General features: G+C 63.9%; 21 protein-coding genes and 1 tRNA gene. 14 read left to right on the forward strand and 8 right to left on the reverse strand.

Features of this window, described 5'->3' with window-relative positions:
• Positions 1-33 precede the first annotated feature (33 nt).
• The 5 genes from AC628_RS17210 to AC628_RS17230 form a co-directional block, all read right to left on the reverse strand.
• Positions 34-1,644, reverse strand: coding sequence for an acyl-CoA synthetase (locus AC628_RS17210; protein WP_074127981.1), 1,611 nt, complete (start codon positions 1,642-1,644; stop codon positions 34-36).
• Between the two features lie 156 nt (positions 1,645-1,800).
• A complete protein-coding gene (locus AC628_RS17215) occupies positions 1,801-3,318 on the reverse strand; it encodes an FAD-dependent oxidoreductase (RefSeq protein ID WP_074127982.1) in 1,518 nt (505 codons plus the stop codon).
• Positions 3,319-3,379: 61 nt separating this feature from the next.
• Positions 3,380-3,847: a hypothetical protein gene (locus tag AC628_RS17220; protein WP_074127983.1), complete on the reverse strand. Its 468-nt coding sequence runs from the start codon at positions 3,845-3,847 to the stop codon at positions 3,380-3,382.
• A gap of 132 nt (positions 3,848-3,979) precedes the next feature.
• The gene (locus tag AC628_RS17225; RefSeq protein ID WP_074127984.1) at positions 3,980-4,435 is read right to left on the reverse strand and encodes a GatB/YqeY domain-containing protein; all 456 of its coding nucleotides are present in this window, start codon (positions 4,433-4,435) and stop codon (positions 3,980-3,982) included.
• A gap of 155 nt (positions 4,436-4,590) precedes the next feature.
• Positions 4,591-5,901, reverse strand: coding sequence for a serine hydrolase domain-containing protein (locus AC628_RS17230; RefSeq protein WP_074127985.1), 1,311 nt, complete (start codon positions 5,899-5,901; stop codon positions 4,591-4,593).
• Positions 5,902-6,003: 102 nt separating this feature from the next.
• On the opposite strand from AC628_RS17230, the gene AC628_RS17235 reads away from it, so the two are divergent.
• Positions 6,004-6,951: a LysR family transcriptional regulator gene (locus AC628_RS17235; protein WP_143201652.1), complete on the forward strand. Its 948-nt coding sequence runs from the start codon at positions 6,004-6,006 to the stop codon at positions 6,949-6,951.
• Between the two features lie 36 nt (positions 6,952-6,987).
• On the opposite strand, the gene AC628_RS17240 is transcribed toward AC628_RS17235, so the two are convergent.
• Positions 6,988-7,689 carry an alpha/beta fold hydrolase gene (locus tag AC628_RS17240; protein WP_074127987.1) on the reverse strand — a complete coding sequence of 234 codons (702 nt, stop codon included), beginning with the start codon at positions 7,687-7,689 and terminating at the stop codon, positions 6,988-6,990.
• Between the two features lie 160 nt (positions 7,690-7,849).
• Between AC628_RS17240 and carA the strand changes: the two genes are divergently transcribed.
• The 4 genes from carA to AC628_RS17260 all read left to right on the forward strand — a co-directional run bounded on the left by carA (position 7,850) and on the right by AC628_RS17260 (position 11,507).
• Entirely contained in the window at positions 7,850-9,043 is a 1,194-nt protein-coding gene (carA, locus tag AC628_RS17245; RefSeq protein WP_074127988.1) for a glutamine-hydrolyzing carbamoyl-phosphate synthase small subunit, read from the forward strand.
• A 133-nt stretch (positions 9,044-9,176) separates the two neighbouring features.
• Positions 9,177-9,671: a PaaI family thioesterase gene (locus AC628_RS17250; protein WP_074128005.1), complete on the forward strand. Its 495-nt coding sequence runs from the start codon at positions 9,177-9,179 to the stop codon at positions 9,669-9,671.
• A 141-nt stretch (positions 9,672-9,812) separates the two neighbouring features.
• Entirely contained in the window at positions 9,813-10,913 is a 1,101-nt protein-coding gene (locus tag AC628_RS17255) for a mandelate racemase/muconate lactonizing enzyme family protein (RefSeq protein WP_168193393.1), read from the forward strand.
• A 72-nt stretch (positions 10,914-10,985) separates the two neighbouring features.
• Entirely contained in the window at positions 10,986-11,507 is a 522-nt protein-coding gene (locus tag AC628_RS17260; RefSeq protein ID WP_074127990.1) for a cupin domain-containing protein, read from the forward strand.
• Between the two features lie 166 nt (positions 11,508-11,673).
• Here the strand turns inward: AC628_RS17260 and AC628_RS17265 are convergent, their stop codons facing one another.
• Positions 11,674-12,201, reverse strand: a complete 528-nt coding sequence (locus AC628_RS17265; protein ID WP_143201654.1) for a Dps family protein — start codon at positions 12,199-12,201, stop codon at positions 11,674-11,676.
• Between the two features lie 139 nt (positions 12,202-12,340).
• On the opposite strand from AC628_RS17265, the gene AC628_RS17270 reads away from it, so the two are divergent.
• The 7 genes from AC628_RS17270 (at position 12,341) to AC628_RS17295 (ending at position 19,406) form a co-directional block, all read left to right on the forward strand.
• Positions 12,341-13,030, forward strand: a complete 690-nt coding sequence (locus tag AC628_RS17270) for a class I SAM-dependent methyltransferase (RefSeq protein ID WP_074127992.1) — start codon at positions 12,341-12,343, stop codon at positions 13,028-13,030.
• Between the two features lie 77 nt (positions 13,031-13,107).
• Positions 13,108-13,183, forward strand: a tRNA-OTHER gene (locus AC628_RS44045).
• 316 nt (positions 13,184-13,499) lie between these two features.
• Positions 13,500-16,964, forward strand: a complete 3,465-nt coding sequence (gene carB / locus AC628_RS17275; protein WP_074127993.1) for a carbamoyl-phosphate synthase large subunit — start codon at positions 13,500-13,502, stop codon at positions 16,962-16,964.
• Between the two features lie 197 nt (positions 16,965-17,161).
• Entirely contained in the window at positions 17,162-17,635 is a 474-nt protein-coding gene (greA, locus tag AC628_RS17280) for a transcription elongation factor GreA (protein WP_089025704.1), read from the forward strand.
• A 178-nt stretch (positions 17,636-17,813) separates the two neighbouring features.
• Positions 17,814-18,218, forward strand: a complete 405-nt coding sequence (locus AC628_RS17285) for a DoxX family protein (protein WP_074128006.1) — start codon at positions 17,814-17,816, stop codon at positions 18,216-18,218.
• Positions 18,219-18,305: 87 nt separating this feature from the next.
• Positions 18,306-18,722, forward strand: a complete 417-nt coding sequence (locus AC628_RS17290) for a DoxX family protein (RefSeq protein ID WP_502689745.1) — start codon at positions 18,306-18,308, stop codon at positions 18,720-18,722.
• A 216-nt stretch (positions 18,723-18,938) separates the two neighbouring features.
• A complete protein-coding gene (locus AC628_RS17295) occupies positions 18,939-19,406 on the forward strand; it encodes a DoxX family protein (protein ID WP_143201653.1) in 468 nt (155 codons plus the stop codon).
• An 8-nt stretch (positions 19,407-19,414) separates the two neighbouring features.
• Here AC628_RS17295 and AC628_RS17300 read toward each other — a convergent pair whose 3' ends face one another.
• Positions 19,415-19,894: an Lrp/AsnC family transcriptional regulator gene (locus AC628_RS17300; RefSeq protein WP_050402725.1), complete on the reverse strand. Its 480-nt coding sequence runs from the start codon at positions 19,892-19,894 to the stop codon at positions 19,415-19,417.
• 281 nt (positions 19,895-20,175) lie between these two features.
• Between AC628_RS17300 and trxB the strand changes: the two genes are divergently transcribed.
• Together trxB and AC628_RS17310 are read left to right on the forward strand one after the other, a co-directional pair.
• Positions 20,176-21,141 (forward strand): thioredoxin-disulfide reductase, encoded by a 966-nt coding sequence (trxB, locus tag AC628_RS17305; RefSeq protein ID WP_074127995.1) that lies wholly within the window; start codon positions 20,176-20,178, stop codon positions 21,139-21,141.
• Between the two features lie 2 nt (positions 21,142-21,143).
• Positions 21,144-22,064: a LysR family transcriptional regulator gene (locus AC628_RS17310; RefSeq protein ID WP_028344089.1), complete on the forward strand. Its 921-nt coding sequence runs from the start codon at positions 21,144-21,146 to the stop codon at positions 22,062-22,064.
• The last annotated feature ends 421 nt before the right edge of the window (positions 22,065-22,485 follow it).

The following is a 22,485-nucleotide window of genomic DNA, read 5'->3' on the forward strand; positions in this document are numbered from 1 at the left end:
CGCATTGACGCGGATCAATACTGTGCTGCGGAGCTAGCCCAGCGCCCTTAGCTCCCGCCGCAGCACCTTGCCGGTCGCCGTCATTGGCAGGCTGTCGGCGAACTGCACGAAGCGCGGATATTCGTGGGCGGCGAGCTGCACCTTGACGAACTCCTGGATCTCGCGCGCCAACGTATCGCTCGCAGCGAAGCCCGGCCGCAGCACGATCCAGGCCTTGATCGATTCTGTGCGGATCGGATCGGGAATGCCGACCACGGCCGACATCGCGACCGCCGGATGCTTCATCAGCGTGTGCTCGATCTCGGACGGGCCGACGCGATAGCCCGCCGTGGTGATGACGTCGTCCTCGCGGCTGACATACCAGAAATAGCCATCCTCATCCTGCACGCCGAGATCGCCGGTCAGCAGGAATTCGCCGGCATATTTCTTCGCGGTCGCCTCCGGATTGCGCCAATACTCGATCATGGTGCAGGGGCACGGCTGGCGCACGCCGATGATGCCACGCTGCCCCCGCGGCAACTCTTCACCCTTGTCGTTGACGATGCGAACGTCAAAGCCCGGCGTGGCGCGGCCCATCGAGCCCGGCCGGATCGGAAACAAATTGGAATTGCTGCCGATCACGAGATTGCATTCGGTCTGGCCGAACACTTCGTGCGCATCGATGCCGAAGGTCTTGCGCACCCAACCCAGCAATTCGCCGCCGAGCGACTCGCCGCCGGTGAAGATGCTGCGCAGCTTCACCCCCGAATTCTTCACATCGGCCTGCCGCATCAACTTCAGCGCGGTCGGTGGCAGGAAGACGTTGCGGATGCCGAGCTCGGCCATCATCTGCATCGCGGCCTGCGGCTCGAACTTGCGGGCGCGGTGACCGACCATCGGAATGCCGTGGTACCAGAACGCGAACAGGCCGTTGATCAGCCCGCCGATCCAGGCCCAATCGGCCGGCGTCCACATCAGGTCACCCGGCTTGGGCAGGAAGTTGTGACACATCTCGACATTGGGCAGATGGCCGAGCACGACGCGGTGCGCATGCAGCGCCCCCTTTGGATTGCCCGTTGTGCCTGACGTATAGATGATCAGCGCGGGATCGTCGGCCGAGGTGTCGACGGTGGCAAATTCCGACGACGCCGATTTGATCGCACTCCAGAACGGTTTTGTCCCCGCCGGCGTTTTGTCGCCAACAATATAGACGCTCTTCAGCTCGGGCAGACGATCGCGGATTTTTGCAACCTTCTCCCAGCCGGCCTGATCGGTGACGATGGCTTTCGCCGCCGAGTTCGACAGGCGGAATTCGAGTGCATCCTCGCCGAAAAGCGCGAACAGCGGGATCGAAATCAGCGCCGCGCGGAATGCCGCAAGATGCGCGACCGGCAATTCCAGCGATTGCGACAGGAACACCGCGACGCGGTCGCCGCGCGCCAGGCCGTCGGCGGTCAGCACATTAGCGAAGCGGCGCGACGCATCCGCGACCTCGTCAAACGAGGTGCGCGTGGTGCCGCCATCCTCGTCGACATAGACCAGCGCAAGCCGGCCGGTGCCGTCGGCATAACGATCGCAGCACGCGGTCGCCATGTTGAAGCGCGCGGGAACGTCCCAGCGGAAGTTGCGATAGAGCTCGTCGTAGGTCTTGGCTTCCTGAAGCATGGCGGCAGAGTAGAGTCTTTTCTGTTCCGATGGAATCGGAACAGGGCTCTCAATTCTTCTTTTTGACGCGTTTTCTTCACGCGAACCGGTATCCACTTCGCTCGAAAACGCTCTTGAGCCGCCGGACCACAAACCCCTCCTTGAGGGGGAAAGCCGTCAGGCCGCCCGCTCCATTGCGGCCTCGACCTTGAGGCTATCGAGGTCGCGATAGATCGAGGCGACCGCAAGCACGCGCCCGCCCCGCTTGTAGCGCAGCACGCAATCCCTGCCGGCAATGCTGCCCTCCACCGCGATCTCGTCCCACTGCTCGGCGTGGCCGACATAGTTGATCGGCACGTCGTAATGCTGGCTCCAGAAGAACGGCACCGCATCGAACGCCTCGCGCTGCCCCAGCATATTCCGCGCGGCGGTCTGACCCTGGCGCTCGGCCACCACCCAGTGCTCGACCCGGATCATCTCGCCGCTGTGCGGATCGGGCCAGCGCGCGATATCGCCGGCCGCGTAGACACCGGGAGCGCTGGTCTCGAGATAGGCGTCCACTGTCACGCCGCGATCGATCGCGAGCCCGGCGGCTTCCGCCAGCGCCAGCCGCGGCTTCACGCCGACCCCGACCACGACGAGATCGGCGTCGAGCACGGGTCCGCTCTTCAGTTGCGCGCGCTTGCCCTCGATCGCGGTCACGGTGTCACCTAGATGGAAGACGACGCCATGCTCCTCGTGCAGCGCGCGGACGAAATCGCCCATCTCAGGCCCGAGCACGCGCTCCATCGGCCGCGCTTCCAGCCCGACCACGTGAACCTCGATCTCCCGCGCGCGCAATGAGGCCGCAACCTCGAGCCCGATGAAGCTTGCCCCGATCACCACCGCGCGGCGCGCGCCGCTGGCCGAGGCGATGATCGCCCGGCAATCATCGAGCGTGCGCAACACATGAACGTGGGGCTGGTCCGCGCCCGGGATCGGCAACCGTATCGGCTCCGCGCCGGTCGCCAGCAGCAGCCGGTCGTACGCGAGCACCTCGCCGCCGGCGAGCACGACGTTGCGGCGGCCGGTGTCGATCGACTTGACCTCGGTCGCAAGTTTCAGATCGATCGCCGCGTCAGCATAGAAATCGTCCGGCTTTAGCGGCAGCCAGTCTTCCGGCGCGCTGCCGGCGAGGAAGTCCTTTGACAGGTTCGGCCGGTCCACCGGCGACCCGGCCTCGCCGCTGATCATGACGATGCTGCCGCGATAGTCCTGCCGCCGCAGCATCTCGGCGGCGGCAAAGCCTGCTGCGCCTCCGCCGACGATCACGATCCTGCCGGGCGCATCGAGTGCGCCCTTGACGCGGGGTTTCGGCTGCGCACGCTTTTCGCGCACGAAGATGCGATCGCCCTCTCGTTCGACCTTCCAGACCGCGAGCGCGTTGAAGGCGGGCGCGGCGGTCGCCTCGCCGGTGCGAATGTCGAAACAGGCGTGATGCCAGGGGCAATGGACGGTCTCGCCTTCCACCAGGCCGTCGGCGAGCGGGCCATGGTAATGGCTGCAATGCGCGTCGATGGCGAAGATATCTGCGCCCGAGCGCACCAGCAGCACGTCGTCCTCGCCGACATGACCGAGCAGCATCGCGCCCGGGAAGTCGGAGAGGGCTACGCCTTGCGTCAGATCCGGACCGGAAGGAGCCTGCTGATCGGCCATGGCCTGTTCTCCAGTTTATCCAGAACTTCACCCCGCCGCTTTTCACGGGGCCTTGTCGCTATCAGCTTCCCTGCATGTAGCGAACCGGGTTCTCCCGATCCGCCTTGAAGATATCGGCGGCCTCGGCGAACAGCGCCGCAACGGCGGGAGCCTTCAGATCAACAAACGCTTCGAAGCTGAAATTGTTGCCGCCGGCGCGCAATTCGCCGAGCTTGCCGGCGTAGCAGGACACCAGCGGCTTGCCGCCGCGGGTTACCGCGACATAGACGCTGATGTAGTTCTTCTGCAGCGCCACCCCGATCACCGGCCAGGCGGCCGTCTTGCCGGACTTGATCGCGTAGCGAAACTCGCCGTAGCCGATCATGTTCATGCGCATGCCGGCCTCACCGGCCGGCGTGCCCGCATGAAAATGCCGCTTGAGCGAAGGCGCCGCCTTGCGCATCGCCGCATGCAGCTGCTCGAGATCCGCGGTCCGGCCGGGATCAAAGGCGAGATAGGCTTCCAGACTGTCCGCGGCGACACGAAACATTGGAAACCTCCGCGACTGTCCGACCCGGCACCGTGCGGGTCTTGCGTAGCCCGGATGAAGCGAAGGTAATCCGGGGCCTCACCGATCGCATAGACTTACCCGGATTTCGCTTCGCTTCATCGGGCTACGAAATCAGGACGACAGCGCCGCCTTCACCAGGCCGCTGGCCTTGCCGAAATCCATCTGGCCGGCGTATTTCGCCTTCAGCGCACCGATCACCTTGCCCATGTCCTTGATCCCGGCGGCACCGGTCTCGGCGATGATCGCCGAGATCGCGGCCTTCACGTCGTCGTCGGACATCTGCTTCGGCAGGTAGGCCGAGATCACGGCGATCTCCGCACGCTCCTGGTCGGCGAGCTCGGCGCGGCCGCCCTTGTCGTACAGCTCGACCGACTCCTGGCGCTGCTTGATCATCTTCTGCAAGAGGCCGAGCAGATCGGCATCGGAGAGTGGCGGCTTGCCCTGCCCGCGCGCGTCGATGTCGGCATTCTTGATGGTCGAATTAACCATGCGCAGGGTGGAGAGCTTGCGCTCGTCCTTCGCCTTCATGGCTTCCTTGACCGCATTGTTAATATCGTCGCGCAGCATCCTGGTGTCCTCTCGTGTGGCAAGATGCTGATCTAAGCCCTCCGCGACGCCAGAACAACAGTTGAGCCCCGGTTCTGGCGACCCCAGAACCGGGGCTGACCAGGCCAGCCTCGGGCATTGGCGCCCGCCCGCGGTCCGCCGGCGAGCCGGGCAATTCACTGCATGAGACGCCTGGCCAGCGCAGCGAACGCCGGCAGCGTGGTCGGGTCGTTGTGGGCGTTGGCGGCCAGCGGATGCGAGCCGAAGCGGGCAATGACCATCTCGGCCTTGGGATCGATATAGATCGCCTGTCCATTGACGCCGCGCGCCATGAACGCACCGTCCTCGTTGTTGGTGACCCACCACATGTCGCGATAGCTCCAGCCGGGAAGCGTCGCATAGCCGGCCTTCTCGAAATCGGACGTCCTGCCGCCCCGGCGGATGTCGTCGACGACGGCTTTCGGCACGATCTGTTGGCCGTTGTAGGTTCCACCGAGCCGCATCATCTCGCCGAACCGCGCCAGGTCCCGCACGGCCGCATTCAGCCCGCCACCGGCAAATTCCGTTCCCTCGCTGTCGATCAGCAGGTAGGCGTCCTGCTCCATGCCGAGCTTCTGCCAGATCCGCTCGGAGAGCAGCTCGCCGACAGTCTTTCCGGACGCGCGACGGATCAGCCAGCCGAGCACATCGCTGTTGACGGTCTTGTAGGCGAACGCCTCGCCGTGCTGGCCTTCCTTCTTCAATGTCTTGAGGAAGCCGTAGAAGCTCGTCGGTCCGGCATAGCCGGGCGGGCGCGGCACGAGGCCGCCTGCCCTGACGTGATCAAAGATCTCCGCCTTGGGATCGGCGTAGTTCTCGGAATATTTGACGCCGACCGTCATATCCAGAACCTGCCGCACGGTGGCGTCGCCATAGGCCGTGTCCGTGAGCTCCGGAATATACTTCGAAACCGGAGCCTTTTCGTCGAGCTTGCCTTCGGCAACCAGTGTGGCGCCGAGCGTGCCGAAGAAGGACTTGGTCACCGACATCGCGATGTGCGCGGCGTGCGGGTTCATCACACCGAAATAGCGCTCATAGACGATCTTGCCCTTGTGCAGGACGACGATTGCATCCGTGTAGTTCGCCGCGAGCGATTCCGCCCATGTCATGGTTCCGGATTGGCCGAGGGGCTGAAACGTGATGGCGTCGATGTCGTTTCGTTCGGCGCGCGGCAGCGGTGATGCAGCGTTGTCGCCCCGCCAGACGTTGCTGGTCGGCAGGAAGCGGCGGAAATTCGCGAACGACCAGCGCGTCTGCGGGAAAGCAAAGTGCGAGCCGTTGGAGAACTGGATCAGCTTGTCCGCGGGCGGCGGCGAGCCGACCATCCATCCCAGCTTCACGGGATCGGAGTCCGCGGCACTCAACGGCACCTGCGCCGGCGCGGCTTCCGTGCCGAGCCCAATCGTCGCAGCCATCACAACACCGACCATCGTCGAGCGTCCGGTCATCGAAACTTCCCTCCCTGGATGAGTAGGTTTCGGCCGCAGTAGCTCTCCGCCTCGATATATGTCAAATTCATAATATTACTCATCATATGAGTGCATTTCATCATGCCATCGCTTCGACAAATCCAGATGGTTCGCGCCCTGGCCGAACACAGGCATTTCACGCGCGCGGCGAACGCGCTCGGCGTTACGCAGTCCGCCCTTACGAAAAGCGTGCAGGCGCTCGAGGACGAACTGGGCGTGCGCCTGTTCGACAGGGGCGCCGGCACGCTGGAGCCCACCATGTTCGGCACGATCATGCTGACTCATGGTCGGACAATCCTGCGCGACGTGTCCGAGCTTGTCAGGGAGGTCGACCTGGCGAAGGGACTGGAGACGGGCGGAATCACAGTCAGCGCGAGCGTGTTTCCGGGGGAGCTGTGGGCGCCGCAAGCGTTGGGGCGCCTGGCGGTCGCTCACCCCAAGCTCAAATGCGTGCTGCGAACGGTCGACAGCAGGCAGGCGGTGGACGACGTGCTGGAAGGCATTTCCGACATCGCCATCGCCGATGCGACCGAGGCCGAGGGACGCGATAACCTGGACAGCGAAATTCTGGCGACGACAAGCATGTCGCTATTTTGCCGGAGCTCGCACCCGCTCGCACGGCGCAGCAGCATCCGGCCGCAGGACTTTGTCGGCTATCCTTTCGCCGGACCGCCGCTCTCCAGAGCGCTTGCCCGTCGCAATCTCGGAACGTTCGGCAAGATCGCGCTCAACGTCTCGCCGGGCGAACAGCTTGTGCCGCGCATCTCGGTCGGCAGCTTCTCGGCAATGGTGCAGGCCGTGCTTCACAGCGATGCGCTCGGTTGGGCGCCGGATTCACTGCTCGCAAGCCACGTCAGAGGCAGCGGGCTCACGCCGCTGAAAATCCGGGAGCTGACACTGAGCGCGACCTTCGCGTTCTTTGTGCGACGCCATCGAACGCTGTCGCCTGCGACCGTCGAATTCATCAAGTTCGTGCGAGCCATGCAGCCGCCGGACGCAGCCGCGCCAACCGCAAGGCTGCCGGCTTGAGGCGGAGATCGCCAATATCCGCTTCGAGCGGATGCCTCAGTTCCGCAACCAATCGACCAGCGCGTCGGCGCAGGCCTGCGGCTGCTCCAGCTGCAGCAGGTGACCGCAATTGGCGAGCACGACGAGCTTGGCCCCGGGGATGCCATTCGCCATCTCGTCCGACAATGAATTCGGCACGGTGTTGTCGGTATCCGACGTCAGCACCAGGGTCGGGCACTTGATCCAGGCCATGCTCGGCCGCGAATCCGGCCGGCTGAGCACCGCGTTTTGCTGGCGGATGAAGGCCTCGGCGCCGACGTCCTCGCTCATCTCATCAACAACCTGACGCAGGCCAGCATCGTCCTGCCGCGATGGATGCACGAAGCCTGGAAACAGCTCATCGACCACGCTCTTGAACTGACCGCTTTTGGCACGCTCGATCATGCCGCGGCGGCGCGCGGTCGCCTCCGGCGTGTCGGCCCGCGCCTGGGTGCTCATCAGCGCCAGCTTCGCCACCCGTTCGGGCGCCTGCCGCATGATCTCGAAGGCGATGTAGCCGCCCATCGAATGCCCGGCGAGGGCAAAGCGCGGCGGCGCCTCGGCCAGGATCCGGCGGGCGATCGCGCCCATATTGTCGTCCCTGACGTGGTTGGCGACCGTGACCGGGCCGCACCGCCACAGCGCCGGGATGACCGGGGCAAAGATCCGCGGCGAGCAGATGAGGCCCGGGACGAGCAGGATCGGCATCGTGTTGTCCATAGGGGGCTCCGGACCGGGTCATTTTCGGCAAGCAAACAGCCGCTTCGAGGAACTTTAGATTAAAAGGCCGTTCCGGCCTGTCAAATCGGCCGGGATTGCCGTGTGAATCCGCGCCCTTTCGCTTTGACGCCGCAGCGTGCGGTCTCTATTTAAAGGGCTCATGACAACATCCGAAAACGCTCCCGCCTGGCCGGACCACAAACCGACCGCGCTCCTTGTGCTCGCCGATGGTACCGTGCTGGAAGGCTTCGGTCTCGGCGCGGAAGGCCACGCCGTCGGCGAGGTCTGCTTCAACACCGCGATGACCGGCTATGAGGAGATCCTCACCGATCCGTCCTATGCCGGCCAGATCATCACCTTCACCTTCCCCCATATCGGCAATGTCGGTACCAACGAGGAAGACATCGAGACGGTGAACATGGCCGCGACACCCGGTGCGCGCGGCGTGATCCTGCGTTCGGCGATCACGGATCCCTCGAATTTCCGCGCCACCCGCCACCTCGACCAGTGGTTGAAGGCGCGCGGCATCATCGGCTTGTCCGGCATCGATACCCGCGCGCTGACCGCGCTGATCCGCTCCAAGGGCATGCCCAATGCGGTGATCGCGCGTTCGAAGACCGGCGAATTCGACCTGCACGCCCTGAAGGAAGAGGCCCGCGAATGGCCCGGCCTCGAGGGCATGGATCTGGTGCCGATGGTCACCTCCGGCCAGCGCTTCACCTGGGACGAGACGCCCTGGGTGTGGGGCAAGGGTTTCGGCCAGCAGACCGCGCCGGAATTCAACGTGGTCGCGATCGACTACGGCATCAAGCGCAACATCCTGCGCTTGCTCGCCGGCGTCGGCGCCAAGGTGACCGTGGTGCCGGCGACGACGGCGGCCGAGGACATCCTGGCGATGAAGCCGGACGGCGTGTTCCTGTCGAACGGCCCCGGCGATCCCGCCGCGACCGGCAAATATGCCGTGCCCGTGATCCAGAAGGTGATCGCCTCGGGGACGCCGACCTTCGGCATCTGCCTCGGCCACCAGATGCTCGGGCTCGCCGTCGGCGCCAGGACCATGAAGATGCATCAGGGCCATCACGGCGCCAACCATCCGGTCAAGGACGAGACCACCGGCAAGGTCGAGATCACCTCGATGAACCACGGTTTTGCCGTGGACCAGGCGACGCTGCCGAAAGGCGCGACCCAGACCCATATCTCGCTGTTCGACGGCTCCAATTGCGGCATCGCGCTCGAGGGCAAGCCGGTGTTCTCGGTGCAGTACCACCCCGAGGCCTCACCCGGCCCGCGCGACTCGCACTATCTGTTCCAGCGTTTTGCCGACCTGATGCGGCAGAAGAAGCAGGCCGCCTAACAACATCCGTCATTGCGAGGCGCCCAGCGACGGCTTGCCCGCCGCAGCCTTGGCGAAGGCGGAAGCAATCCATCTATCCCCGCATGGAGCGATGGATTGCTTCGCTCCGCTCGCAATGACGGAGATCCTTCCCATGAACGACAGCCCGCCCCCGAAGCCCACCTACGGCGTCTCGTCGATGGAGGTGATGGCATCGATGCCGGGGCTCGACTTCGTGCGCGGCATCTTCGCCCGCACCCTGCCGGAACCGCCGATCATGGAGAATGTCGAGCCGTTCGACTGCACCGCCGAGACCGGCCATGTCGTGATCCACAGCATCCCCGGCCTGCGCCACTACAACCCGATCGGCTCGGTGCATGGCGGCTACGCCGCGATCCTCTTGGATTCCGCGATGGGGCTCGCGGTGCAGACCACGCTGCCGAAGGGTTTTGGCTACACCACGCTGGAGTTCAAGATCTCCTTCGTCCGCGGCATGAGCCAGGACACCGGCACGATCCGCACCGAAGGCCAGGTCCTCAACGCGGGCCGCCGGGTTGCCACCGCCGAAGCGCGGATCACCGACGGCAAGGGCAAGCTGATCGCGCATGCCACCACGACCTGCCTGGTGTTTGAGCTGCCCAAGACCTGAAGGCAATCGCGTCTTGGTGCAAGGTCCTGGCGCATTGGAGGCATGACAAAGCGCGCTGGATTGCAGCCTGCGCTCTGTGATTGAGTTTCCCTTGTCCGAGATCAGGCAAACATGATCCGGCCCGGAATAAGGAAACGCCCGATGACTTCAGCCAGTTCAGACATGACCATCCGCGACATCCGCGTGACGATGCTGCGGCTCCCCTGGGCCGACGATCCCTGGCTGAAGGGCGCAGCGCTCGGCGTCACGCGCGACATCCTGATCTGCGACGTCGAGACATCAGGCGGCGTCACCGGCATGGGCTATCTGTTCGTGTTCCGCCCGGCGATGCAGTCGCTCGCGGCCTGTCTCGACGAATGCATCATCCCGCGCGTCATCGGCAAGGACGCCAGCGCGATCGAGGCGATCTGGCGCGATCTCTGGACCGCGACGATGACCTATGGCCGCGGCGGCATCGCCGCGATGGCGATGTCGGCGCTCGACATCGCGCTGTGGGATGCGCTCGGAAAACGCGCCGGTCTGCCGCTGCATCGGCTGTGGGGGCACTATCGCTCGGAGATCCCGGTCTACGGTTCCGGCTGCTTCCGTGGCGCCGGCGGCGACGGGATGATCGAGAAGGCGCTGCATTTCGTCAAACAAGGCTACAAGGCGATCAAGATGCAGGTCGCGCATGTTCACACGCCGGCGCAGGACCTCGACAATGTGCGCCGCATGCGCGAGGCGCTCGGCCCCGACATCGACATCATGATCGACGTCAACATGGGCTGGAGCGCCGATGTCGCGATCGAGATGGGACGCAAGTTCGAGAAGTACGATATCTACTGGCTCGAGGAGCCGGTGCCGGCCGATGATTTCGCCGGCTATCAGCGCATCGCCGCGGCGCTCGACATGCGCGTCGTCGGCGGCGAGACGCATTTCACGCGCTACGATCTGCGGCCGTTCTTTCTCAATCCCTGCCTGCCGATCCTGCAACCCGACCCGATGCGCGGCGGCATGACCGACCTGCGCAAGATCGCGACGCTGGCGGACACGTTCGGCATCACGATCGCACCGCATCTGTTCCCTGAGCTCAACGTGCACCTTCTGGCTTCGATCCCGAACGGCATCTGGTGCGAGAACATGGCGCTGATCGACGACCTCTGGGTCGATCCGCCAGAGATCGCCAACGGCATGATCACGGCGCCGGAGCGGCCGGGGCACGGGCTCAGATTCAGGGACGAGGTGTTGAAGTTCAAGATCTAGCTGGAACGGTTTCCGGACCGGCCGCTTGGTCTGTCGTGACATCACCGCCGCTCGCAACGCTGGAGAATAGCCATGCCCGTCGTGAGTCCCGATGCCGAGCCCCAGACCTTCGTCTTCCAGGACGACGGCCTGGTGCCGAACAATCCGATGCCGTTCCTGGTTTACAGGGCCGCCATCGACGTCGGCAGCAATCCGGAGGCAACGATCGAGCAGCTGTTCGGCAGCAATGGCTGGGGCGCGATGTGGCGGAACGGCGTCTATGACTTTGCGCATTACCACGCCACCGTGCACGAGGTGCTGGGCGTCGCGCGCGGCAGCGCACGGGTGCAGTTCGGCGGCGAGCATGGCCGTGCGCTGGAGATCGCAGCCGGCGATGTCGCGATCCTGCCGGCCGGCACCGGGCATCAATGCCTGTCGGCGAGCGGCGATTTCAGCGTGGTCGGCGCCTATCCGCCGGGCCCGCCGATGGACCTGCAACGGCCGACGCCGGAGAACCACGCGCGGGCGCTGAAGACGATCCCGCTGGTCACGATCCCCGCGACCGATCCGGTGCTCGGCAAGGACGGGCCGCTGCTGCGGCTGTGGCGGCGTTAGGGATTGGCGCCGGTGCCCCTTCCCTTCTCCCCTTGTGGGAGAAGGTGGCTCGCATCGACAGATGCGAGCCGGATGAGGGGTCTGCATCCGCGGAGACAAACCCCTCACCCGGCCTCGATGCTTCCGCATCGAAGCCACCCTCTCCCACAAGGGGAGAGGGTGAAGACTAAGCCGCGTTGCTGCCTTCCTGGCGGCTTGCCTCGAACAGGAACCAGGTGCGACGCTCGGTTTCGTCGATGAAGGTTTCCAGCAGACCGGCGGTGCCGGAGTCCTCGTGGTCGTCGGCGAGCTTGTGCGCCTTGCGCATCGCAGCCGCGATGTGCTTGTTGTCCTCCATCAGCTCGCGCAGCATTTCGCGCGGCGGGACATAGTCCTCGTCATTGTCCTTGATGGTCTGATGCCTGGCGATGTCGCCGATCGAGCGCAGCGTCGCGCCACCGAGCTTGCGCACCCGCTCGGCGAGCTGGTCGGTGGTCGCGAAGATCGCGTCCGACTGCTCGTCCAGCAACAAATGGTAATCATGGAAATGCCGGCCGCTGACATGCCAGTGAAAATTCTTGGTCTTCAAATAGAGCGCAAAGGCATCAGCCAGAAGCGTGTTGAGCGAGGTCGAGATCGTATCCACCGCAGCCTGCGGCAGATCGCTCGGCGTGTCGAGGTCGGGCGAGATCTTGTCAGTCTTGTTGGCGTCAATCTTGGCTTTGCTCACGTTGAACCTTCCTGTTAGGAACCCGTATTTCGGCGCATTGAACATTGGCCGCCGGACCGCTAACGCATCGTCAGCCCACCCGTTCCTGGAAGTCAGGAACCCATTCTGCCGGATACCAAACGCGATGGATGAATGGATCGACTATTACGATTCCACGCATACGATTTATGCGAGCCGACTGCACCGCGACCTGCATTTCCAGGTCATCGCAAACGACATTATCGGATACATCACTTCGCCCGACGCCGTGGTGCTGGATTACGCCTGCGGTGAGGCGCTCTCGGCTGCGAAGGTCGCCAATGCCTGCGCCCAGCTCTATTTGGCGGAGCCTGCGCCCGGCGTGCGCGGCCGTCTGGTTGCGCGCTTTGCGTACGACACCCGGATCCGCGTCCGCTCGCTCGATGAGCTGAAGAACATGCAGGCCGACTCGATCGACCTCGTGGTGATGAACTCGGTGGCGCAATACATGACGCCGCAGGAGCTCGATTCCGCGTTCGACGTGATCCATCGCCTGCTGAAGCCGACCGGCCGTTTCGTGCTCGGCGATATCCTGCGGCCCGAAGTTGGCATGGCCAAGGACGTCGTCGCGCTGCTGCGCTTTGCGGCGGTCCACGGCTTCCTGCGCGACGCGCTGGTCGGGCTGGCCTCAACCGCACTGTCCGATTACCGGCAGCTGCGCACCAGGATCGGGCTGCAACGCTACCGCGAGGATGAGATGATCAAAAAGCTCGCCGCCGCCGGCTTCAGCGCCACGCGCGCGCCGCGCAACATCGGGCACAATCCGTGGCGGATGACGTTCGTGGCGCACCACTGATCAAAGGTTGCAGAAAAAATTAGGGTTAACCAAAAGTAAACGTAGCGGCCGCTGAAATAATCAGCAATGATCCACTCGGCCCGGTGGCGGAAGCTTCGACGCGGCAGTGGTGCAACACTGTTTATCCTGGTTCAAATCCAGGCCGGGCCTCCAGCCTTCGCTGCTCTCGCAGCTTCGGCTCGGCAAGCCCGCGCGTAGCGAAGGCTGCCGCGGCGTAGCCCGCAGGGCGAAGCCGGGCCCCATCCCCCGCCTCAGCTCCTCCAACCGGGCATAGGTCGAATGAGGAATTCCCCCCAGAATCGCGGTTGATTGGGCGCTTTTGGGGGTTTCGCGGGTGCGGAAACTGGTCTAAAGACCACCCGCGCGCGAGGGTTCGCGCTTCCGGCGCTACAAAATGTAGCGCATGGCTCGAGGGACGCGCGGGAAGCGCGCCCTTTTTTTGTGCCTAAATTCCAGTCCGCGAGAGCTGATGCCCAAAAGAACCGACATCTCCACCATCCTGATCATCGGCGCCGGTCCCATCGTGATCGGCCAGGCCTGCGAATTCGACTATTCCGGCACGCAGGCCTGCAAGACGCTGAAGGAAGAGGGCTATCGGATCGTCCTGGTCAATTCCAACCCGGCCACGATCATGACCGACCCGGAGCTGGCGGACGCGACCTATATCGAGCCGATCACGCCCGAAATCGTCGCCAAGATCATCGAAAAGGAACGCTACGTCCTGCCCGGCGGCTTCGCGCTGTTGCCGACCATGGGCGGCCAGACCGCGCTGAACTGCGCGCTGTCGCTGCGCAAGCAGGGCACGCTGGAGAAGTTCGACGTCGAAATGATCGGCGCCACGGCGGACGCGATTGACAAGGCGGAAGACCGCCAGCTGTTCCGCGACGCCATGGAGAAGATCGGGCTGCAGACGCCACGGTCGCGGCTAGCCAACGCCTCCGCGCTGAAGAAGTCCGACCGCGACAAGTACCTCGCCGATCAGGCCAAGCTGTCCGGCACCGAGCTCGAAGCCTTCGAACGCAAGTGGGAAGCCGGCGAGAACGAGCGGCGCAAGCGCTACCAACAGCAGGCCCTGGCCGAAGCGCTGATGGCGCTGTCCGACATCGGCCTGCCCGCGATCATCCGCCCCTCCTTCACGCTCGGCGGCACCGGCGGCGGCATCGCCTACAACAAGGAAGAATATCTCGACATCATCGAGCGCGGCCTCGATGCCTCGCCGACCAACGAGGTGCTGATCGAGGAATCCGTTCTCGGCTGGAAAGAGTTCGAGATGGAGGTGGTGCGCGACAAGAAGGACAATTGCATCATCATCTGCTCGATCGAGAACGTCGATCCGATGGGCGTACACACCGGCGATTCCATCACGGTGGCTCCGGCGCTGACGCTGACCGACAAGGAATACCAGATCATGCGCGACGCATCGATTGCGGTGCTGCGCGAGATCGGCGTGGAGACCGGCGGCTCCAACGTGCAGTTCGGCATCAATCCGGACGACGGCCGCATGGTCGTGATCGAGATGAACCCGCGGGTTTCTCGTTCTTCAGCGTTGGCGTCGAAGGCCACCGGCTTCCCGATCGCCAAGGTCGCAGCCAAGCTCGCGATCGGCTACACGCTCGACGAGATCGCCAACGACATCACCGGCGGCGCCACGCCGGCTTCATTCGAGCCGACGATCGACTACGTCGTCACCAAGATTCCGCGCTTCGCGTTCGAGAAATTCCCCGGCGCCTCCTCCACGCTGACGACCTCGATGAAGTCGGTCGGCGAGGTGATGGCGATCGGCCGCACCTTCCAGGAGAGCCTGCAGAAAGCCCTGCGCGGGCTCGAGACCGGGCTGACCGGCCTCGACGAGATCGACATCGAAGGCCTCGGCCGCAGCGACGACAAGAACGCGATCCGCGCCGCCCTCGGCACGCCGACGCCGAACCGCCTGCTGCAGGTCGCGCAGGCGATGCGGCTCGGCTGGTCGAACGAGGAGATCTTCAACTCCTGCAAGATCGATCCCTGGTTCCTCGCCGAACTGCGCAGCATCGTCGAGATGGAAGACAAGGTCCGCAGCAGCGGCCTGCCGTCGAATGCATTCTCGATGCGCATGCTGAAGGCGATGGGCTTCTCGGATGCGCGGCTCGCCGTGCTGACGGAGACTACCGAAGCCGACGTCACCGCCAGGCGCCATGCGCTCGGGGTGCGTCCGGTGTTCAAGCGCATCGACACCTGCGCGGCGGAGTTCGCCTCGCCCACCGCCTATATGTATTCGACCTATGAGCGGCCGTTCGCGGGCGAGTTTGCCGACGAGAGCGCGCCGTCGGACCGCAAGAAGGTGATCATCCTCGGCGGCGGACCGAACCGCATCGGCCAGGGCATCGAGTTCGACTATTGCTGCTGCCACGCCTGCTTCGCGCTGGAGGACGCCGGCTACGAGACCATCATGGTCAACTGCAATCCGGAGACGGTGTCGACCGACTACGACACCGCCGACCGGCTGTATTTCGAGCCACTCACCGCCGAGGACGTGCTCGAGATCATCGCGACCGAGCGCACCAACGGCACGCTGCACGGCGTGATCGTGCAGTTCGGCGGCCAGACCCCGCTGAAGCTCGCCCGCGCGCTCGAAGCCGCCGAAGTGCCGATCCTCGGCACCTCGCCTGAGGCGATCGACCTCGCCGAGGACCGCGACCGCTTCAAGCGCGTGCTCGACAAGCTCCGTCTCAAGCAGCCGAAGAACGGCATCGCCTATTCGGTCGAGCAGGCCCGCCTGGTCGCCGCCGATCTCGATCTGCCGCTGGTGGTGCGTCCGTCCTACGTGCTCGGCGGCCGCGCGATGCAGATCATCCGCGAGGAAACCCAGCTCAACGACTACCTGCTGGGAACGCTGCCCGAGCTGGTGCCCGCCGACGTCAAGGCGCGCTATCCGAACGACAAGACCGGGCAGATCAACACCGTGCTCGGCAAGAATCCGCTGCTGTTCGATCGATATCTGTCGGATGCGACCGAAGTCGACGTCGACTGCCTCTGCGACGGCAAGGATACCTTCATCGTCGGAATCATGGAGCACATCGAGGAAGCCGGCATCCACTCCGGCGACTCCGCCTGCTCGCTGCCGCCGCACTCGCTCGACGCCAAGACCATCGAGGAGTTGGAGCGGCAGACCCGCGAGCTCGCGCTCGGCCTCGACGTGGTCGGCCTGATGAACGTGCAATACGCCATCAAGGACGGCGAGATTTACGTGCTCGAGGTCAACCCGCGCGCATCCCGCACCGTGCCGTTCGTCGCCAAGGTGATCGGCACGCCGGTCGCCAAGATCGCGGCGCGGATCATGGCCGGCGAGAAGCTCGCCGACTTCAAGCTGAAGAAGAAGAAGCTCGGCCATGTCGGCGTGAAGGAATCGGTGTTCCCGTTCGCACGCTTCCCCGGCGTCGACACCGTACTCGGACCGGAGATGCGTTCGACCGGCGAAGTGATGGGCATCGATCGCTCGTTCGAGGTCGCGTTCGCGAAGAGCCAGCTCGGCGGCGGCACGCGCGTGCCGCGGCAGGGCACGGTGTTCGTCTCGGTGCGCGGCGACGACAAGATGCGCATCGCGGATGCGGTGCGGCTGCTGCACTCGCTCGGCTTCAAGGTGATGGCGACCTCGGGCACGCAGCGTTATCTCAGCGACAACGGCGTGCCGACGGAGAAGGTCAACAAGGTGCTCGAAGGCCGTCCGCACATCGTGGACGCCATCACCAATGGCGACGTCCAGCTGGTCTTCAATACCACCGAAGGTCCGCAGGCGCTGGCCGACAGCCGCTCGCTGCGGCGGGCTGCCCTCTTGCATAAAGTGCCATATTACACCACTCTTTCAGGCGCGGTGGCGGCCGCACGGGGGATCCGGGCCTATCGGGACGGGGACCTTGAGGTCCGCACGCTTCAGAGTTACTTTTCCGAAAGCTGACCGCTGTCCGGGCTGCAGGCCCGCAGCGGTCAATTAGCCGAATGGCTGGAACTCACCGCGCGATTGGATGTTGTCACGGCCCTTAGCGGGGCCGAAAATCACTGGGCTTCCGGGCGCGCGTGCGTCCTGATTCCTGCGTTAGCTGAACTGGATATTCCTGCACGGCCGCCGGGCGCGCAGGGTGAAGGACGAAGATGATGGATAAGGTTCCGATGACCGCGGGCGGATACGCCGCGCTGACGGACGAGTTGAAGCGACGCCAGTCGGAGGATCGTCCGCGCATCATCGAACACATTGCGGAAGCGCGCTCGCATGGCGACCTCTCGGAGAACGCCGAGTATCACGCCGCCAAGGAAGAGCAGTCGCACAACGAGGGCCGCATCGCCGAGCTCGAAGACAAGCTCGCGCGCGCCGACATCATCGACATCTCGAAACTGTCCGGCGACACCATCAAGTTCGGCGCGACCGTGACGCTGATCGACGAGGACACCGAGAAGAAGGCGGTGTGGCAGATCGTCGGCGAGGTCGAAGCCGACGCCAAGAAGGGCCGCATCTCGATCACCTCGCCGCTTGCGCGCGCGCTGATCGGCAAGAAGAAGGGCACCACCGTCGAAGTGATGGCGCCCGGCGGCGCCAAGGCCTACGAGATCACCAAGGTCGAGTGGCGGTAGTTACCTCGATGTGACTGGTGCAAAAAGGCCGCGTCCTGCACGCGGCTTTTTTGCTGCGCGGGTTGTGCGACATCTCTCCACAGCCGCTGACACGATTGTGACTTGGCAAGGCTGATTAACTTGTTAATGAATCCGCCCCGGAATGGTTATAAAGCATAACTATCTGGGAACCAGCAACATGATCAGCACTTTGGCTGCGCGATATTCGCCAAGCCTTCTCAGCATCCTTCGTATCTACATCGGGCTCAGCCTGCTGCAGCACGGCACCGCGAAGATTCTCCACTTTCCGACCGTTCCGACGTTCGCCAACGTCGAAATCGGGTCGCTGATGGGCGTCGGCGGATTGATCGAGCTTATCGGCGGTGCGCTGTTCATCCTCGGCCTGTTTACGCGTCCGGTTGCGTTCCTCCTCTCGGGCTTCACGGCGGTCGCCTATTTCATGGCGCATGCGGGCAAGAGCTTCTATCCGATCCTGAATGGCGGCGAGCTCGCCGCGGTCTACTGCTTCGTCTTCCTCTATTTCGTGTTCGCCGGCCCCGGCCCGTTGAGCCTGGACACGATCCGCGAAGGCAAGACCGCATAGCGCTCCCAATGAATTGCACGCGGAGGGCGTGACAGCGCCGCCTCGTTCTCCATAATGCGCGCCGGCAACGGCGCGCATTATTGCATTATGGAGGGTAGCGTGGACCTGGACCGCCTCAGTTCAACTGCTCAGCCTTATCTGCTGAGCCTTCTCCGTTTCATCACCGGGCTGCTGCTCTTCCAGTTCGGTGTCGCCAAGCTGTTCAAGTTTCCGCATGTCGAGATCTTCGCGGAGGTGACGCCGTTCTCGCTATGGGGCGTTGCGGGCATGTTCGAACTGGTGCTCGGCGGGATGCTGATGCTGGGCCTGTTCACCCGGATCGTTGCCTTCATCCTCTCCGGCGAGATGGCATTCGCCTATTTCATCGAGCACGCGCCTGTCAGCTTCTTTCCGCTGCTTAGCGACGGCACGCTTGCGATACTGTTCTGCTTCGTCTGCCTCTACCTCGCCGCGGCAGGCGGCGGGCCGCTCGGCCTCGAGGCATTGCGAAAGCGCAGGCCATAGCGCGCTGGCGGCAGAAGCATGCTGATATGATGGACCTGCGGCAAATTCCAGAAGCGCGAGTTCCATTCCACCGGGGCGTAACGAAGAGGGCGTAAGATGCGCCCCACGCATGTATCAACGAAATTGTGTATCCACGAAATTGTGAGGAGGTTGCGGTCTCGCGATCCCGCAACCTCTTGAACCAAACAGCTCCGCCATTGTTGACGCTGGGGATCAATGGTGGAGAGCGCAATGAATGTGGATCGACCTGCGGCGAGCTTTCAGCCGTATCTCTTGAGCCTGTTCCGGTTCATCACCGGCCTGCTTCTGTTCCAGTACGGCGTTGCAAAAATCTTCAAGTTTCCGGAGCTGGCGTACTTCGCCAACATCCCGCCGTTGATCCAGGCTGCGGGCTGGCTTGAACTGGTGCTCGGCGCGCTCTTGATGATCGGGATGCTCTCGCGGATGTCTGCCTTCATCCTGTCCGGTGAAATGGCCTTTGCCTACTTCCTCGGCCACGTGTTGAAGACGGGCGAGCCGGTGCTTCTGCCGCTCAACAACGGTGGAACAGCTGCAATCCTGTTCTGCTTTGCCTGTCTCTACCTCGCGGTGGCGGGCGGTGGGCCGACGAGCGTAGACACGGCGATCGGAAGGCAGCGCGCTTCGCGCGACGAGGAGCCGCAATTCAGACAAGCTGCGGAATAGCGCAAACCTCAGCTCGCCGCCTTCACGCCCAGCGGCACCGCGGCTTCATACTTCGAATTGTGCAGCACCAGCGACGTCCTGACGTTGCGCACATGCGGCGCGGCGGTCAGATGGGTGACGAAATCCTGGAACGTCGCCATGTCGGGGGCGACGCATTTGAGGATGAAATCGACTTCGCCCGACAGCATCCAGCATTCGCGCACCAGCGGCTCGGCCCGCACGAAATTCTCGAAGGCGCGCAGATCGGCGTCGGCCTGGCTCGACAGATGCACCGAGGCGAACACCGTGACGTCGTAGCCGAGGCGGCGCGGATCGAGCAGGCCACGATATCCCTGGATGTAGCCTTCCTCTTCCAGCGCCCGGACCCTGCGCAGGCAGGGTGGCGGCGAGATCCCGACGCGTTTGGCGAGTTCCACATTGGTGATTCGGCCATCGGCCTGGATCTCGGCGAGGATTTTGAGGTCGATCTCGTCAAGGTTCTTCGACACGCGACTACGGTTCCCTGGGGTTTGGAAGTTTGGCAGGTCTGCCGGCAACTCTCATAGCGCAGCCAGCCAGCATTGCGCAATTTTATTGCGCGTGCAGCGCATGATTTCGCGAATGTGACTTCAGTTCCGGGGAAAAATCGCTGCCATGGATTGCAAATCTTGCATAGCTTCCCAGATATCCTAGACTTGGATTTGACACTTTTGGCGCCGCCGTGACGCGTTTCCGGGGCGCTTCCCGCACAAGTCCTTGATCAAAATCCCCAAAAGAGAGGGATCTCAAAATGCCCGCGCCTACCCATGCCAAGGTCGTCATCATCGGGTCCGGCCCCGCCGGTTACACCGCAGCGATCTACGCGGCGCGCGCGATGCTCGAACCGATCCTGATCCAGGGCATTCAGCCGGGCGGGCAGCTCACCATCACCACCGACGTCGAGAACTATCCCGGCTTCGCCGACGTGATCCAGGGCCCCTGGCTGATGGAGCAGATGGAGAAGCAGGCGGCTCATGTCGGCACCAAGATCGTCACCGACCTCGTCAACAAACTGGAACTCAGTCAGCGGCCGTTCCGCCTGACCTGCGATTCCGGCGACGTCTATCTTGCCGAGTCCGTCATCCTCGCCACCGGCGCCCAGGCGCGCTGGCTCGGGCTGCCCTCGGAAGAGAAGTTCCAAGGCGGCGGCGTGTCGGCCTGCGCGACCTGCGACGGCTTCTTCTACCGCGGCAAGGAGGTCGTGGTGGTCGGCGGCGGCAACACCGCGGTCGAGGAAGCGCTGTACCTGACCAATCATGCCTCGCAGGTCACCATCGTGCACCGCCGCGATCACTTCCGCGCCGAGCGCATCCTGCAGGAGCGCCTGTTCAAGCATCCCAAGATCAATGTGGTGTGGGACTCCGCGATCGACGAGATCTGCGGATCGGAGAATCCGAACAAGGTCACCCATGTGCGGCTCAAGAACGTCAAGACCGGCGCCCTGACCGACCTGAAGACCGACGGCGTCTTCATCGCGATCGGCCATGCGCCGGCGACGGAGCTCGTCAAAGGCCAGATCAAGCTGAAACCGTCGGGCTATGTCGAGGTGGCACCGAACTCCACGGCGACCTCGATGCCCGGCCTGTTCGCCGCGGGCGACGTGGCGGACGAAACCTTCCGGCAGGCGGTCACCGCCGCCGGCCTCGGTTGCATGGCTGCGCTCGAGGCCGAACGCTTCCTGGCTCTTCGCGCGAGCGATCGCGCAGCGGCGGAATAATCATGGCACGATCTCGCGACGGATTTACGGATATGGATTGGGACAAGCTGAAGGTCTTTCACGCAGCGGCGGAGGCTGGCAGCTTCACGCATGCCGGCGAGCAGCTCGGCCTGTCGCAATCCGCGGTCTCCCGCCAGGTCAGTGCGCTGGAGCAGGAGCTCTCGGTCTCGCTGTTTCACCGCCATGCGCGCGGCCTGATCCTCACCGAACAGGGCGACCTCTTGTTCCGCACCGCGCATGACGTGTTCATGCAGTTGCAGGCGGCGCGCGCCAAGCTCACCGACAGCCGCGAGCGGCCGAGCGGCGACCTCAAGATCACGACGCCGCCGGCGCTCGGCATCAACTGGCTGATCCCGCGGCTCGACGAATTCACCGCGCTTTATCCGGACATCCGAATCTCGCTGATCGTCACCGACGAGGATCTCGATCTGTCGATGCGCGAGGCCGACGTTGCGATCCGCACCCGCAAGCCAACCCAGCCGGATCTGATCCAGCGCAAGCTGTTCTCGATCGGCTTCCATGCCTATTGCTCGCCGGAATACATCAAGCGCTTCGGCACGCCGCGGACGCTGGATGATCTCGACTCGCATCGCATCATCATGCTCGGCGACTCGCAGGTGCCGCCGCATCTGCAGAACCGCAGCTGGCTGATCGATGCCGGCCGCAACGGCTCTGGTCCGCGCGAACCCTACTTCAAGGTCAACAACATCTTAGGGTTGGTGCGCGCCTGCCAGCAGGGCCTCGGCATCGCCGCGCTGCCGGACTATCTGGTCGAACAGAACAACCTCGTGCAGCTGTTCGGCGAGTCCGACTCGATCGCGCTCGACACCTACTTCGTCTATCCGGAAGAGCTGAAGACAGTGGCCCGGGTGCAGGTGTTCCGCGACTTCGTGGTCAGCAAGGCGCAGCGCTGGCCGTCCTGATTAAGCCGGTCTTATAGGGCTGGTTTATAGGGATGTCCGTGCTGCCCCAAGACGCCCCTGAATCTCCGCATGACTGACATGCGACCTGGATAGTTGCTGCATGGCGTCGATGGGGATCATAGTGTTGCCACGCTGAGCGGTCGCGTCGCGCATATGTCCCCCTCCTCCAGTGGCGCGGAAGTTCAGTAATCCCTCTTGGAAGGTGATTGTGTCGGCCTCACGTGGCCAATACCTTAAGCCGGGCTCTGCTGAGCCCGGCTTTTTTTCATCGTCACGTCCCTTCACCTCGATGTCATGCTGAAACGTGCTGCACGTCACGGTCAGCATGTGCATTGACAACAACCTCGCAGCGCAGCATCATTAGCAGATGATCACGACTTCGTGCGCCGCTCTCTCGTCGAAAAAAGCTCCCCTCCCGGGG

The organism is Bradyrhizobium sp. NAS96.2, from assembly GCF_001908235.1.
In the GTDB taxonomy this organism is placed as follows: Bacteria; Pseudomonadota; Alphaproteobacteria; order Rhizobiales; family Xanthobacteraceae; genus Bradyrhizobium.